Here is a 15,631-nt window from a genome sequence, read left to right on the forward strand (position 1 = left end):
GATGATCTCACGACTGCTCGTCGCGAACCGTGGCGAGATCGCCCGCCGGGTGTTCCGGACCTGCCGCGATCTCGGCATCACCACGGTCGCCGTCTTCTCCGACCCCGACGCGTCGCTGCCGCACGCCGGCGAGGCCGACCTGGCGGTGCGCCTGCCCGGCGCGACCCCCGCCGAGACCTACCTCGACCAAGAGGCGATCATCGCGGCGGCCAAGGCCTCCGGCGCGGACGCGATCCACCCCGGCTACGGCTTCCTGTCGGAGAACGCCGCGTTCGCCGACGCCGTGCTCTCCGCCGGGCTCACCTGGGTCGGCCCGCCCCCGGCGGCGATCGCCGCGATGGGCTCGAAGATCGAGGCCAAGCGGCTGATGAAAGCGGCGGGCGTGCCCGTCCTCCCGGAGCTGGACCCCGAGACGGTGACCGGCTTCCCGGTCCTCGTCAAGGCGTCGGCGGGCGGCGGCGGCCGGGGCATGCGCGTCGTCCGGACCGCCGAGGAACTGCCCGGCGCCGTCGAGGCGGCGCAGCGGGAGGCGGCGTCGGCGTTCGGCGACCCCACGGTCTTCTGCGAGCCGCTGCTGACCGGCGCCCGCCACATCGAGGTACAGATCCTCTCGGACTCCCACGGCACGGTCTGGACGCTGGGGGAGCGGGAGTGCTCCATCCAGCGCCGCCACCAGAAGGTGATCGAGGAGGCCCCGTCCCCGGCGGTCGACGCCGCGCTGCGGCAGCGCCTGTCGGAGGCGGCGGCCGCGGCGGCCCGCGCGATCGGCTACACCGGCGCGGGCACCGTGGAGTTCATGCTCGTCCCCGACGGCGGGTTCTACTTCCTCGAGGTGAACACCCGGCTGCAGGTCGAGCACCCGGTCACCGAGTGCGTGTACGGCGTCGACCTGGTGGCGCTGCAGATCGAGGCGGCCGAGGGGGCTGTGCTCCGCGACCCGCCCCGCCCGCGCGGCCACGCGATCGAGGCGCGGCTCTACGCCGAGGACCCCGCCGAGGGGTACCGGCCGCACAGCGGTCCGCTGCACGCGTTCGCGATCCCGGGCGTGGACGCCGAGTTCGCCGTCCCCTCGGAGTACGGGCTGCGGCTGGACTCCGGTGTCGTCTCCGGCAGCGTCGTCTCCACGCACTACGACCCGATGCTCGCCAAGGTCATCGCCTACGCGCCCACCCGCGCCGCGGCGGTGCGCCGCCTGGCCGCCGCCCTGGCCGGGGCCCGCGTCCACGGCCTAGTCACCAACCGGGACCAGCTCGTCACCACGCTGCGGCACGAGGCCTTCCTCGCCGGCGCGACCGACACCGGCTTCCTGGACCGCCATCCCACGACCGCGCCGCTCGCGGGCGAGGATGCCGTGCGCCTGTCGGCGCTCGCCGCCGCCCTCGCGCGGGCCGCCGCGAACCGCCGGGCGGCCCCGGTGCTGCGCGACCTGCCCAGCGGCTGGCGCAACGTCTCGTCCCAGCCGCAGCGCGCCGTCTTCGAGGAGGCGGAGGTCGCCTACCGCCTCACCCGCGACGGCCTGGTCGCCGAGGGCCATCCGGGCATCGCGCTGGTGTCCGCCGAGCCCGGCGAGGTCGTGCTCGACGACGGCGGCGTACGGCTCCGGTTCGCCGTGGCGTCGTACGACCGGCGCGTGCACGTGGACTCCGTCCTCGGGCCGGTGACCCTCACCGCGGTCGAGCGGCTGCCCGATCCGGCCGAGCAGATCGCGCCGGGCACGCTGGTCGCCCCGATGCCCGGCTCGGTGGTCCGGGTCGCGGTCCGTGAGGGCGACGCCGTCGAGCGCGGGCAGCCGGTGCTCTGGCTCGAGGCGATGAAGATGGAACACCAGATCCTCGCCCCGGCCGCCGGGGTCGTCACGGCGCTGCACGCCGAGGTCGGCCGCCAGGTCGAGACCGGCGCCGTGCTCGCCGTCGTCGCCGAGAGCTGACCCCGGACGCCGAGGCGGCGACCCGGGCGCCGAGGTGGCGGCTGGGGCTCCGAGGCGGCTACCGGGTGGTGCTGTGCCTGCGTTCCTGGTCCGGCCAGGGGTGACCGGCCGCCCGGTCAGGGCCGGCCGGGGCAGGTGGGGCGGCACGCCCGGTGCGCGCGGTGACCACCATCACGGCGAGACCGGCCGCCACGACCGCGGAGCCCACGTACAGCGGCGCTGTGTAGCCCAGGCCAGCGCTGATCGCGAGGCCGCCGAGCCAGGCGCCCAGGGCGTTGCCGACGTTGGAGGCCGAGACGTTGGCGCTGGCGGCGAGCGGCGCGCCGCCGGCGGCGTCCGTGACGCGGGTGATCATTCCGGGGACGGCGGCGAACCCGAAGACGCCCATCAGGAAGACCAGGACCACCGACGCGACCCGCCCGTCGGCCAGCAGCCCGAACGCCGCGAGCGTGGCGGCGAGTCCCGCCAGGGACGCGATCAGCGTGCGGTCGCGGTCACGGTCGGCCGCCCGGCCTCCGGCGACGTTGCCGATCACCAGGCCGCTGCCGTAAACGACGAGCAGCCAGGCGACGTCGGTACTGGAAAAGCCGGTGACCTCGGTGAAGGTGTACGCGATGTAGCTGAACGCCCCGAACATGCCGCCGTAGCCGAGGGCGGTGGCGGCGAGGGTTAGCCAGACCTGCCAGGAGCGGAAGCAGCGAAGCTGGGGGCGCAGGCCGGCCGGCCGGTGGGCCTCGTCCACGGCGCCCGCCCAGGCCGGGACCCACACGGCGATGGCAGCGACGGCCAGCACGCCGATCCCGGTGATCGCCCAGAACGTGGCGCGCCAGCCCCAGCGTTCGCCGACCAGGGCGCCGAACGGCACGCCCAGCACGTTGGCGACCGTCAGCCCGGCGAACATCACGGCGACCGCGCGCGAGGCCCGCTCCGGCGGGACCATGCGGCGGGCGACGAGCGAGCCGATGCCGAAGAAGGAGCCGTGGCACAGAGCGGCGACGACGCGGCCGAGCAGCGCCACGGCGTAGGTGGGCGCGACGGCGGACAGCAGGTTGCCGATGACGAACAACGCCACCAGCCCGACGAGGACGGCCTTGCGGTGGACGCGGGTGGTGGCGGCGGTCAGCAGGATCGCGCCGATCGCGACGCTCAGGGCGTATCCCGAGATGAGCCACCCGGCCGCGGCCTCGGAGACGTCCAGGTCACGGCTCACCTGAGGCAGCAGACCGGCGATCACGAACTCGGTCAGGCCGATCCCGAAGCCGCCGAGCGCGAGCGCGACCAACCCGGCGGGCATCCGCCGCGCGTCGCCGTCCTGTCGGATGTTCACGTAAACATCATGGGTGCGGCCGCCGAACTCGACAAGGATCTTCGTCGCCCGCGAAGGCGACCAGACCGCAGTCACCAAGCCCGACCGGCTCGGCCGCCCCCTGGAGAATCCCATCGAGCTCGCCGAGGACCTCCAGGGCCGCGGCGCCGACCACCGCATGCTGCTCGGACCCGACCGTCAGAAAACCACTCGGCCGACGGCCCGGTCGGCCCATAGCCTGCCGTCATGGACGCCGGAAGCGGAAGTGACCTGGTCCGCGCGGGCTACAACGCCCTGTCCCACCACTACCGCGGCGACGACGATCCGACAGAACGGTACGACGCCTGGCTGGCCGACCTGCGAACTCGTCTCCCCGCACAAGCGGACGTGCTCGACGTCGGATGCGGATGCGGGATCCCGGTCGCCCGCTTCCTCACCGCGGCCGGCCACCGTGTGACCGGCGTGGACATCAGCGATGTCCAGATCGAACGCGCCCGTCGTCTCGTCCCTGAGGCCACCTTCATCCGAGCGGATGCCACAGAGCTACGTTTTCCGGATAGTTCCTTCGACGCTGCGATCTGTCTTTACTCCCTCATCCATATGCCGCTCGACCAACAGCCCGGCATTCTGCGGCGCATCGCCCAATGGCTACGCCCCGGTGGATGGCTTTTGGCGGCCGTCGGACAAGACGCCTGGACCGGTACCGAGGACAACTGGCTCGGTGGCCCCGCCACCATGTGGTGGAGCCAGGCCGATGCCGCCACCTACCGCTCGTGGCTTCGGCAGACCGGCCTGCAGATCATCGACCAGGACTTCATCGCCGAAGGCGACAGCGGCCACGCACTCTTCTGGGCACACCGACCCTGAACCCAAGGGCCGGAAGGCTCATAGAGCTGAAACGCGTTGAGAGCCGCGCGGGGCTCCTCTGGATGTCGATTCCCGAAGTCGCCCTCGGTGGCCACACCCCGGCGTCGGCCCGCGTACCCCGTGGCGCGTCCGGCCCGGCGATGCACCAGGATGTGATCCATGGAACCGCTCGTCCGTCTCGCCGCCGAGGGCGGCGTCGCGACCGTCACCCTCGACTCGCCCCGGAACCGCAACGCGCTGTCCCGCCGGCTCGTGACCGAGCTGCGCGAGGCGCTCACCGACGTCACGGCCGACGACGCCGTGCGCGTCGTCGTGCTCACGGGCACCGGGCCGGTGTTCTGCGCGGGCTTGGACCTGAAGGAGCAGTCGGCGGGCGAGCCCCCGCCGGACGTCCCGGGGCTGCTGGCGCTCATCTGGGACAGCCCGAAGCCGGTGGTCGCGCGGCTCAACGGGCCCGCGCGGGCCGGCGGGCTCGGGCTGGTCACCGCCTGCGACATCGCGATCGCGCCCGACACCGCGACGTTCGCCTTCAGCGAGGTGCGGCTCGGCGTCGTGCCCGCCATGATCGCGGTGACCTGCCTGCGCCGGATGAACCCGCGCGCCGCGGCCGAGTACTTCCTGACCGGGGAGGTCTTCGACGCCCGGCGGGCGCAGGAGATCGGGATGCTCAACCGCGCCGTGCCGCCGGAGGAGCTCGACGCGACCGTCGCCCACTACACGGGGATGCTGCTGCGCGGCGCGCCGGAGGCCCTCGCGTTCGCCAAACGGGTGCCGCGCACCGTCCCGGGCCCGTCGGTGGAGGAGGACTTCGCCCGGATGGGGGAACTGTCCGCGGAGCGGTTCGCCTCGGAGGAGGCGCGGGAGGGCATCGCGGCGTTCCTGGAGAAGCGCGACCCGCGGTGGATCCCGTGACCGTCGCCGACGTCCGCGCCGAGCCGCTGAGCCGGCGGCTGCTCACCGCCGAGATCTGGGTCGTCTTCGCGGTGTCTCTGGGCGCGAGCGGAGTCCAGGCGCTGCTGCAGCTGATCGCCTCGCTCACCCGGCCGAAGGCGCTGTCGCACCAGAAGGCGCTGATCGTCGGCTCGTACGCGCCCGGACGGCCCTGGATCGACCTGACGTTCCAGCTGTTCGGCATCGCGAGCGCGCTGGCGCCGGTCGCGCTCGTCGCCTACCTGCTGGCCCGCTCGGGCGAGTCCCTCAAGACGCTCGGCGTGGACCGGCGCGAACCGCTGCGGGACACCCTGCGGGGCGCGGCGCTGGCCGCCGTCGTCGGCGGTACGGGCCTCGCGTTCTACCTCGCCGCGTACTACTCGGGGGCCAACCTCGCCGTCGTCCCGGCCCAGCTGCCGGCGGTCTGGTGGCGCATCCCGGTGCTGCTGCTGTCCGCCGCGCAGAACGGCGTGCTCGAAGAGGTCATTGTCGCCGGGTACCTGCTGCACCGGCTGTCGCAGCTCGGCTGGTCGCCGGCCCGGGCCCTGACGCTGAGCGCCGTGCTGCGCGGGTCGTACCACCTCTACCAGGGGTTCGGCGGCTTCGCCGGGAACCTGATCATGGGGCTGCTGTTCGGTGTCCTGTACCGGCGATGGGGCCGTGCCACGCCGCTCATCGTCGCCCACACCCTGATCGACGCCGTCACGTTCGTCGGCTACACGCTCCTGCACGGACACGTGTCCTGGCTGCCCTGAGCGCCACGTCTTTCTTCCTCTTTCATGGGTTTTCACGGCCGATCACCGGGCCGGTCGGACGGCCCCGCGGGCAACCCGCCTGCTCGGATGCGGGGCCGGACGTGCGGCGATCTCGGCCAGGAAACTCCCCGTTTACACGGTTGATACATTCCTCTTGACAACCCTTTCGCGCGCCTTGGATGGTGGGAGCGCTCCCACACCCCCGCCACTCGAGCCATTAGCGCCCGAAGGGAGTCATTTCCGTGAACGGAAGGGAACTCTCCGCACCCTCCTGCACCGTCGAGACGCCGACGCTCGCCCACGTCGCCGCCCTCGCCGGAGTCTCACCCGCCACGGCCTCACGTGTCATCAACGGGACCGCCCGGGTCAGCCCGCGCGCCCGCTCCCGCGTCGAAGAGGCCGTTCAGCGGCTCGGCTACGTGCGTCACCGCGCCGCCCCCGCGGACCGCCGCAGCGGGTCGATCGCGGCGGTCGTCTGTGAGGACGACGCCCGCGTGTTCACCGACCAGTTCTTCGCCCGATTGTTCTCCGGCGTCCGGCGCGAGCTCGGCGACGAACGCGAGCTCGTCGTCCTGATCGTCGGGCGGTCCGGCCGCTGGGGCACCGTCGCGGAGTACCTGCGCGGCGGCCGCGCCGACGGCGTGCTCCTCATCAGCGCGCACGGTGCCCCGGCCATGGCCCTCCGGCAGACGGGGGTCCCCGTTCTGCTGGCCGGGCGTCCCCTCTGGACGACGCCGCTGCCGTACGTCGACGCCGACAACCGTGGCGGCGCCCGTACGGCGGTCGACTATCTGCTCAAGTGCGGACGCCAGACGATCGGGACGATCGCCGGTCCGCCCGACCGGGCCGTGGGGGTCGACCGCCTGGCCGGTTACCGCGCGGCCGTCGGCGACGCCGGCCTGCCCACCTCCGGACTGATCACCTACGGAGACCTGCATCAGGCGTCGGGCGAGCACGCGATGAACCGCCTGCTGGATCGCAGGCCCGACATCGACGCCGTGCTGTGCGCCTCCGACCAGATGGCCGTGGGAGCGCTGCGCGCCCTGCGCCGCACCGGCCGCCGGGTCCCGGACGACGTGGCCGTCGTCGGCTTCGACGACTCGCCGATCGCCGGGCGCGTCCGTCCACGGCTGACGACCGTACGCCGGCCGATCGAGGACATGGGCGTCCGGATGGCCCGCGAGCTGCTCGGCCGCATCGCCGGGGACGCGCCCGTCGGCCAGGGCGTCGTGCTCAACACCAAGTTGATCATCCGCGACTCCGCGTGACCCCGGCCCCGTACGGCCGGACCCCCTCAGCAGCCGGCCCGGCGGGCCGGTGGTGCCCCCCGTCAGGAGGAAAACCGCCCATGAAGAGACGGCAGAGGTGGCGACCGCTCATGGTCGTCCTGTCGCTCCTGGCCGGCGTGCTCGTCGCCGGTCCCGGAGCGCGCGCCGCCGATGTGCAGTGCAAGGTCGACTACTCGGTCAACGACTGGGGTTCGGGCTTCACCGCCAACATCACGATCACCAACCTCGGTCCGGCGATCAACGGCTGGACCCTGAAGTACTCCTACACCGGAAACCAGACCCTGACGCAGGGCTGGAGCGGCACCTGGTCGCAGTCCGGCAAGGACGTCACCGTCACCAGCCTGAGCTACAACGGCGCGATCGCCACCAACGGCACCGTCAGCGTCGGCGGCAACTTCAGCTACAGCGGCACGAACGCCAACCCGACGTCCTTCTCCCTCAACGGGACGACGTGCACGGGCGCGCACAAGGCCCCGACCGTGGCGCTGACCAGCCCGGCGGCCGGCTCGACGTACACCTCGGGCGCGACGATCCCGCTCGCCGCCACGGCGAGCGCGAACGACGGCGCGACCATCAGCAAGGTCGAGTTCTACAACGACACGACCCTGCTCGGCACCGACACCTCCGCGCCGTACTCCTTCGACTGGGCGAGCGTGCCGGCGGGGGACTACTCGCTGTACGCCAAGGCCTATGACAGCCAGGGCGCCACGGCCGAGTCCACGCCGGTCGGCGTGCACGTCGCCAGCGGTCCCGCGGTCGTCGCGAGCCCGACCGCCCTGGCGGTCCAGCAGGGCAAGACCGGGACGTTCGGCGTGAAGCTCTCCAGCCAGCCGTCCGGAAACGTCACCGTCACGGTCGCGCGGGCGAGCGGCAACACCGGCCTCACGGTCTCCGCGGGCGCCACGCTGACCTTCACCTCGTCCAACTGGTCGACCGCGCAGAACGTCACGGTCACCGCGGATGCATCCAGCACGGGCGCGGCGACCTTCACCGCCAAGGCGACCGGGTACGACACGGCGAGCGTCACCGTCACCGAGACCAAGTCGAACGGCGCGTACGAGGACCGCTTCCTCACCCTCTACAACAAGATCACCGACCCGGCCAACGGCTACTTCAGCAAGGAGGGCATCCCGTACCACTCGGTGGAGACGCTGATGGTCGAGGCGCCGGACCAGGGGCACGAGACCACCTCCGAGGCCTACAGCTACCTGATCTGGATGCAGGCGGTGTACGGGAAGGTCACCGGCGACTGGAGCAAGTTCAACAACGCGTGGGCGCTCATGGAGAAGTACATGATCCCCACCCACGCCGACCAGCCCACCAACAGCTTCTACAACGCGAGCAAGCCCGCGACGTACGCGGCCGAGCACGACCTGCCCGAGCAGTACCCGTCGCAGATCGACTCCGGCGTCTCCGTCGGCCAGGACCCGATCGCCGCCGAGCTGAAGTCCGCGTACGGCACCGACGACGTGTACGGCATGCACTGGCTGCAGGACGTCGACAACACCTACGGCTACGGCGACACCCCCGGCGGCGGCTGCGAGGAGGGCCCGAACACCAAGGCGCCGTCCTACATCAACAGCTACCAGCGCGGCCCGCAGGAGTCGGTCTGGGAGACGATCCCGCAGCCGACCTGCGACAAGTTCGCCTACGGCGGCAAGAACGGCTACCTGGACCTGTTCATCAAGGACTCCAGCTACGCCAAGCAGTGGAAGTACACCGACGCCCCGGACGCCGACGCGCGCGCCATCCAGGCCGCGTACTGGGCCGACACCTGGGCCAAGCAGCAGGGCAAGGGCTCGGACGTGTCCGCCACCGTCGCCAAGGCGGGCAAGATGGGCGACTACCTGCGGTACTCCTTCTTCGACAAGTACTTCAAGAAGATCGGTAACTGCACCAGCCCGAGCTGCCCGGCCGGCACCGGCAAGGACAGCGAGCACTACCTGCTGTCGTGGTACTACGCCTGGGGCGGCGCGACCGACACCAACGCCGGCTGGGCGTGGCGGATCGGCGACGGCTCCTCCCACTCCGGCTACCAGAACCCGATGGCGGCGTACGCCCTCACCAACGACTCGGCGATGGCGCCGAAGTCCGCGACGGGCGTTGACGACTGGAAGAAGAGCCTGCAGCGGCAGCTGGAGTTCTACCGCTGGCTGCAGTCCTCCGAAGGCGCGATCGCGGGCGGGGCGACCAACAGCTGGGGCGGGGCGTACGGCACGCCGCCGGCCGGCGACTCCACCTTCTACGGCATGGCCTACGACTGGCAGCCGGTCTACCACGACCCGCCGAGCAACCAGTGGTTCGGCTTCCAGGCGTGGTCGATGGAGCGGGTCGCCGAGTACTACTACGTCACCGGTGACAGCAGTGCCAAGACGCTGCTGAGCAAGTGGGCGGCGTGGGCGACGGCCAACACCAAGCTGAACGCCGACGGGACCTACCAGATCCCCTCGACGCTGCACTGGAGCGGCCAGCCCGACACCTGGAACGCCTCCAGCCCGGGTTCGAACGCGGGCCTGCACGTCACGATCGCCGACTACACCAACGACGTCGGCGTGACGGCGGCGTACGCCAAGACTCTGGCGTACTACGCGGCCAAGTCCGGCGACACCACGGCCAAGTCGACCGCGCAGACCCTGCTCGACGACATGTGGAGCAAGAACCAGGACGGGATCGGCATCTCGGTGCCCGAGACCCGTACGGACTACAACCGGTTCAACCAGGCCTACAGCACCTCGACCCCCAACCACGACGGCGTCTACGTGCCGTCCGGCTGGACCGGGACGATGCCGAACGGCGACAAGATCGACAGCAGTGCGACGTTCCTGTCGATCCGCTCCTGGTACAAGCAGGACCCCGCCTGGTCGAAGGTCCAGTCGTACCTGAACGGCGGAGCCGCGCCGAGCTTCAACTACCACCGGTTCTGGGCGCAGGCGGACATCGCCATGGCGATGGCGACCTACGGCCAGCTGTTCGACCAGTGAACGAGCGCCCCGGGGACGCGGCCCGCGTCCCCGGGGCCCCGACCGACGGCCCCGATGGCCACGGAGCGACCCCGGCGAGTGGGAGCGCTCCCAAACCGTCCGAGGAGGACACACCCCGATGAGATCCAACCCCCACCGCGGCCTGGCGCTGCGGATGGACCGGGCGGGCGTGGCGATCGCCGCGCTCCTGCTCGGCCTCGTATCAGTGCTGTTCGGCATGGGCCGGGCCCACGCGGCCGTCGGCTGCCAGGTCACCTACTCGGTGAACCAGTGGAACAACGGCTTCACCGCCAACATCGGCATCACCAACCTCGGCGACCCGCTCAGCTCCTGGACCCTGGAGTGGGACTTCGCCGGCAACCAGCAGGTCACCCAGGGCTGGAGCGGCACGTTCGCCCAGTCCGGCAAGCACGTCACGGTCAAGAGCCTGTCCTACAACGGCAGCCTCGGCACCAACGCGTCGACGTCGCTGGGCTTCAACGCCTCCTACTCCGGGACGAACGACGCCCCGACGTCGTTCTCCGTGAACGGCACCACCTGCAACGGGTCCTCCGGCGGCGGCACCCCGACGCCCACCCCGACCCCGACGCCGCCACAGAGCGGATCCCATGTCGACAACCCGTACGTCGGCGGCAAGGGCTACGTGGACACCGAGTGGTCCGCTGAGGCCAAGGCCGACGGCGGCACCGCGATCGCCAACCAGCCGACCGCGGTGTGGCTGGACCGCATCGCCGCGATCAACGGCGCGAACGGCGGGATGGGGCTGCGCGCCCACCTCGACGCGGCGGTCTCCCAGGGCGCGAGCTACGCGCAGTTCGTCATCTACGACCTGCCCGGCCGCGACTGCGCCGCTCTGGCCTCCAACGGCGAGCTCGGCGCGACGGATCTCGGCCGCTATCAGACCGAGTACATCGACCCCATCGCGTCGATCATGAGCGACTCGAAGTACGCGAACCTCAAGATCATCACCTACATCGAGCCGGACTCGCTGCCGAACCTCGTCACCAATGTCAGCGGCAACACCGCGACCACCGCGTGCCAGACGATGCAGCAGAACGGCAACTACGTGAAGGGCGTCCAGTACGCACTGAACAAGCTGCACGCGATCAGCAACGTCTACACCTACCTCGACGCCGGGCACCACGGCTGGCTCGGCTGGGACAGCAACTTCGGCCCCGCCGCGCAGTTGTTCGCCACCGTCGCCAAGGGCACCACGGCCGGCGTGAACAGTGTCGACGGCTTCGTCATCAACACCGCCAACTACTCGCCGACCACCGAGCCGTACCTGCCGGTCAACAGCCAGACCCGCCAGTCGAAGTGGGTGGACTGGAACTGGTACGTCGACGAGTCGACCTTCGGGGCGGCGTTCCGCCAGCAGCTGATCTCGGACGGCTTCTCCTCGTCCATCGGCATGGTCATCGACACCTCCCGCAACGGCTGGGGCGGCGCGGCCCGCCCGACCGGGCCGAGCTCGGCCAGCGACATCAACACGCAGGTCAACGCCGAGCGCGTCGACCGCCGGCCGCACGTCGGCGACTGGTGCAACCAGTCCGGCGCGGGCCTCGGGGCACGGCCGACCGCCTCTCCGGCCGCCGGCTTCGACGCCTACGCGTGGGTCAAGCCGCCGGGGGAGTCCGACGGCTCCAGCAAGTCCATCCCGAACGACGAGGGAAAGGGCTTCGACCAGATGTGCGACCCGAACTATGGCGGGAATGTGCGCAACGGCAACAGCCCGAGCGGCGCCCTGCCGGACGCGCCTCTGTCCGGCCACTGGTTCTCCGCGCAGTTCCACCAGCTCATGCAGAACGCCTACCCGTCGGTGTCGTAAGACGCCGGTGACCGTCACGCGGGTCTGACCCGCGCCACCGACGCCGGGCGGAGGCGATGCCTCATGGCGCCTCCGCCCGGCCCTCCACGGGGGACCTGCTTCCACGGGCGAGGACAGACCACGCAGCCTCGTCCCGTGCTCGAACCGCCGGAGGGAGTCTCGTTGACCTCGCCGCTCAGACGCGTTCCCAGCGTCGTGACCACCATCGTCGCCCTGCTCGCCCTGGCCCTCGTGCCCATCGTCGGACGGGCCGGCCCGGCGAGCGCCGCCGGCACCGGCTACTGGCACACCAGCGGCCGGCAACTGCTCGACTCGCAGAACCAGCCCGTTCGGATGACCGGCATCAACTGGTTCGGAGCCGAGACCAACACGTACGCGCCGCACGGCCTGTGGAGCCGCAACTACAAGGACATGCTGGAGCAGATCAGGAGCCTGAACTACAACACGCTCCGGCTGCCGTACTCCAACCAGCTCTTCGATCCCGGATCCACGCCGAACAGCATCGACTTCACCAAGAACGCCGACCTGGCCGGCCTGGGCGGCCTGCAGATCCTCGACAAGATCATCGATTTCGCCGGGCAGCTCGGCCTGAAGGTCGTGCTCGACCGGCACCGGCCCGACTCCGGCAGCCAGTCCGCGCTCTGGTACACCAGCGCCTACCCGGAGTCCCGGTGGATCTCCGACTGGAAGATGCTCGCCCAGCACTACGCGGGCAACAGCACGGTCATCGGCGCGGACCTGCACAACGAGCCGCACAGCCCCGCCTGCTGGGGCTGCGGCGACCAGTCCACCGACTGGCGGCTCGCCGCCGAACGCGCCGGCAACGCCATCCTGGGGGTCAACCCCAACTGGCTGATCATCGTCGAGGGCGTCGACAGCTACAACGGGGACGGCTACTGGTGGGGCGGCAACCTCCAGGGCGCCGCCTCGGCCCCCGTACGGCTGAACGTCGCGAACCGCCTCGTCTACTCCGCGCACGACTACGCGACCTCCGTCTACCCGCAGCCGTGGTTCTCCGACCCGACCTTCCCGAACAACCTGGCCGCGATCTGGGACAAGAACTGGGGCTACCTGTACAAGAAGAGCGTCGCGCCGGTCCTCCTCGGGGAGTTCGGCACGACGCTCCAGGACCCGCGCGACCAGACCTGGCTCAGGACGCTGCTCGCCTACCTCGGCACGGGCGCCGGCGGGATGAGCTTCACGTACTGGTGCTGGAACCCCAACTCCGGTGACACCGGCGGAATCCTGAACGACGACTGGGCCACGGTCAACACCACGAAGCAGGCCTACCTCACCCCCTACCTGATCCCTCCGAGCTGACCGGAGGCCGGGGGCTCGCCTCCCGGGGGCGGTGACGCGCCCTCCCGGGAGGCGACCGCCAGACGGGGCGCCGGGGTCGACCCAACGGTGGGAGCGCCGCGATCCCGGCGCCCTTTCGTCGTGCCCGAAAAATCGCGATCCGACGGCAACCTTCCGCGCACCTGGAACGACTGGACGAGTGGAACGCCGGGGTCGCCACCGAACGGTGTGGGAGCGCCGGGCGACCCCGGCGTCCCGTTCACGACCCGCCGCGCCGGTCGCTGGGTCTGCGAGCCCAGTGCGGAGCGGTCAGATTGAGACTGCGGACCCTGGCACCCGGTACGCCCCGAACGGCGGTGCCGCGTGCCGCGTCTGACGGCGGGCGGGCGGCCTCCGCCGTCGCACCGCCCCGGGCGAGGTTGGCCTGGGCCACGCGGGGTGGTGGCGGCCAGGGCGGTTCAGCGACGCGCCTTGGACTCCGCGATCCAGCCGGGCAGGGGCTCACGGGCCGCCAGCCAGGATTCGGGGATGCCGCCGGCGCCGGTGTGGGCGGCGACGATGCCGCCGGTGATGGCCGCCGTCGTGTCGATGTCCCCGCCGACGGCCACGCAGGTGCGCACCGCCCGCTCGTAGTCGGTGAGATGGCGGGCGGCGACCCACAGGCAGAACGGCACGGTGTCGTGCGCGAGGACGCGCGAACCGTTGCCGAGTTCGTACGCCGCCTCCTCACGCGTCCGGTCGAGTAGACCGGCCGCTCTGCGGACGCCGTCGTGCACGGCGCCGCGCGGGGTGTGCGAGAGGACGGCGTCCATCAGCCCGTCCGCGTCACCGCGCGTGACGTACGAGGCCGCGACCGCCACCGCGACCGCGCCGGCGATGCCCTCCGGGTGCGCGTGCGTGACGACGGCCGACGCCGTGGCCTCCAGCGTCACCCGTTCGAGATCGCCGGGACAGTACGCGCCGAGCGGTGCGGCGCGCATGGCGGCCCCGTTTCCCATCGAACCGCGGCCCCCGAACTGCGCGGGGGAGACCGTACGCCAGTGTTCGCCGTCCCGGAGGGCGCGCAGCAGGACGACGGTTCCCGGCCCGTAGCCGCGGTACGGGTCGTGACGGTCGGCGAACGCGGCGGCCAGGGCGTCGCGGTCCACCTCCCCGTGCCGGTGCAGGACGTCGACGAGGTTGCAGGCCATCTCGGTGTCGTCCGTCCACGGCCAGGGGCCGGGTGGCACCGCCGTCTCGTCGAGGAGCAGCGGCCGGTTCTCGGTGGCGAAGAACTGGGCGCCGAACGCGTCACCGACGGAGAGCCCGGCGAGGGAGTCCAGAGCGGTCATCGCCCGCCACGGTAGCGGACCTCGCAGCCGTCACGGCCTCCGGGCGACGCCGGTGTCACGGGTCGCGGCTACCCCGCCGTCACGGCCTGCGGGCGACACCGCCGAGTGTCGCGACCTCCGCAGGAGGGCCGAACGGGTCCGGTTCGGGGCGCCAGCGCTGGATCGGCACGATGCCGGGCTCGACCGGCTCGAGCCCGGCGAAGAAGCCGGTGATCTGCTCCGGTGTCCGCAGGTGGTAGGGCACCGCGCCGCTGTCCTCGTAGCCGCGGGCCGCCTCGCGGTGCGCGGCTCCGACGTCGATGCTGTCGGCCAGCGCCAGGAAGCTGCCGGATGGCAGGGCGTCCACCAGCCGCCGCACGATCGACCGTGCCTCCTCATAGTCGGCCATGTGGCCCAGGACGCCCATGAGCATCAGCGCGATGGGACGGGTCGGGTCGAGGGTCTCGGCCGCCGCCTGAACGATCTTCTCGGGTTCGCGCATGTCGGCGTCGATGTAGTCGGTCCGGCCCTCGGGCGAACTCGTCAGCAGCGCGCGGGCGTGCGCGAGGACCAGCGGGTCGTTGTCGACGTAGACGATGCGGCACTCGGGCGCGACCCGCTGGGCGACCTCGTGGGTGTTGTCGACCGTCGGCAGTCCCGTCCCCACGTCGAGGAACTGCCGGATTCCCTCTTCTCCGGCGAGGTGCCGGACGGCGCGGGCGAGGAAATGGCGGAAGGCGCGGGCCGTGTCGATGATCCCGGGAAAGATCTCCCGATACCGGTCCCCGGCGGCCCGGTCGACCGGATAGTTGTCCTTTCCGCCCAGCCAGTAATTCCACACCCGCGCCGAGTGCGGCACGGTGGTGTCGATCTCCGGCGTGGGGGCTGGTCCAGTGCCGTGTGAGCTGTCGTTCACGGGCCCTTCCTCGGTGCCGTTCGACGGGCGGAGCCCCCATCCTGCCGGTTCCTCCACATTCACCGCGATGGAAAGCTCGCGGTCTGTTACGGAATGCTCGGGAACAGTGCCCGAGCGGCGAAGATCTGCCACCGAGAAACGCGGCTCATCGGGCGGAGTCGCTGCGATTCGCCGAGCTTTTCGAGCACCATGCCAGGCGGTCCGGCCGGATGTCATGCCGGTC

General features: G+C 71.5%; 11 protein-coding genes. 8 read left to right on the forward strand and 3 right to left on the reverse strand.

Annotated elements, in window-relative coordinates:
* The first annotated feature begins 1 nt into the window (after position 1).
* Complete coding sequence (locus tag ABEA24_RS39930; RefSeq protein WP_345438373.1) at positions 2-1,927, forward strand: ATP-binding protein; 1,926 nt, start codon at positions 2-4, stop codon at positions 1,925-1,927.
* A gap of 58 nt (positions 1,928-1,985) precedes the next feature.
* Here the strand turns inward: ABEA24_RS39930 and ABEA24_RS39935 are convergent, their stop codons facing one another.
* Positions 1,986-3,254: an MFS transporter gene (locus ABEA24_RS39935; RefSeq protein ID WP_345438375.1), complete on the reverse strand. Its 1,269-nt coding sequence runs from the start codon at positions 3,252-3,254 to the stop codon at positions 1,986-1,988.
* A 225-nt stretch (positions 3,255-3,479) separates the two neighbouring features.
* Between ABEA24_RS39935 and ABEA24_RS39940 the strand changes: the two genes are divergently transcribed.
* The 7 genes from ABEA24_RS39940 (at position 3,480) to ABEA24_RS39970 (ending at position 13,203) form a co-directional block, all read left to right on the forward strand.
* On the forward strand, positions 3,480-4,100 hold the full coding sequence (locus tag ABEA24_RS39940; RefSeq protein ID WP_345438377.1) for a class I SAM-dependent methyltransferase: 621 nt from the start codon (positions 3,480-3,482) through the stop codon (positions 4,098-4,100).
* Positions 4,101-4,259: 159 nt separating this feature from the next.
* Positions 4,260-5,012: an enoyl-CoA hydratase-related protein gene (locus tag ABEA24_RS39945; RefSeq protein WP_345438379.1), complete on the forward strand. Its 753-nt coding sequence runs from the start codon at positions 4,260-4,262 to the stop codon at positions 5,010-5,012.
* A complete protein-coding gene (locus ABEA24_RS39950; protein WP_345438381.1) occupies positions 5,000-5,785 on the forward strand; it encodes a CPBP family intramembrane glutamic endopeptidase in 786 nt (261 codons plus the stop codon). Before ABEA24_RS39945 ends, ABEA24_RS39950 begins: the two co-directional genes overlap by 13 nt.
* 242 nt (positions 5,786-6,027) lie before the next feature.
* On the forward strand, positions 6,028-7,053 hold the full coding sequence (locus ABEA24_RS39955; RefSeq protein ID WP_345438383.1) for a LacI family DNA-binding transcriptional regulator: 1,026 nt from the start codon (positions 6,028-6,030) through the stop codon (positions 7,051-7,053).
* 80 nt (positions 7,054-7,133) lie between these two features.
* On the forward strand, positions 7,134-10,055 hold the full coding sequence (locus tag ABEA24_RS39960; RefSeq protein ID WP_345438385.1) for a glycoside hydrolase family 48 protein: 2,922 nt from the start codon (positions 7,134-7,136) through the stop codon (positions 10,053-10,055).
* A 118-nt stretch (positions 10,056-10,173) separates the two neighbouring features.
* The gene (locus ABEA24_RS39965; protein WP_345438387.1) at positions 10,174-11,883 is read left to right on the forward strand and encodes a glycoside hydrolase family 6 protein; all 1,710 of its coding nucleotides are present in this window, start codon (positions 10,174-10,176) and stop codon (positions 11,881-11,883) included.
* A 162-nt stretch (positions 11,884-12,045) separates the two neighbouring features.
* Entirely contained in the window at positions 12,046-13,203 is a 1,158-nt protein-coding gene (locus tag ABEA24_RS39970; RefSeq protein WP_345438389.1) for a glycoside hydrolase family 5 protein, read from the forward strand.
* Positions 13,204-13,640: 437 nt separating this feature from the next.
* Here ABEA24_RS39970 and ABEA24_RS39975 read toward each other — a convergent pair whose 3' ends face one another.
* Positions 13,641-14,513, reverse strand: a complete 873-nt coding sequence (locus tag ABEA24_RS39975) for an ADP-ribosylglycohydrolase family protein (protein ID WP_345438391.1) — start codon at positions 14,511-14,513, stop codon at positions 13,641-13,643.
* A 79-nt stretch (positions 14,514-14,592) separates the two neighbouring features.
* Positions 14,593-15,408, reverse strand: a complete 816-nt coding sequence (locus ABEA24_RS39980; protein ID WP_345438393.1) for an SAM-dependent methyltransferase — start codon at positions 15,406-15,408, stop codon at positions 14,593-14,595.
* Positions 15,409-15,631 lie beyond the last annotated feature (223 nt).

It is taken from the genome of Actinoallomurus vinaceus (genome assembly GCF_039542055.1).
In the GTDB taxonomy this organism is placed as follows: Bacteria; Actinomycetota; Actinomycetes; order Streptosporangiales; family Streptosporangiaceae; genus Actinoallomurus; species Actinoallomurus vinaceus.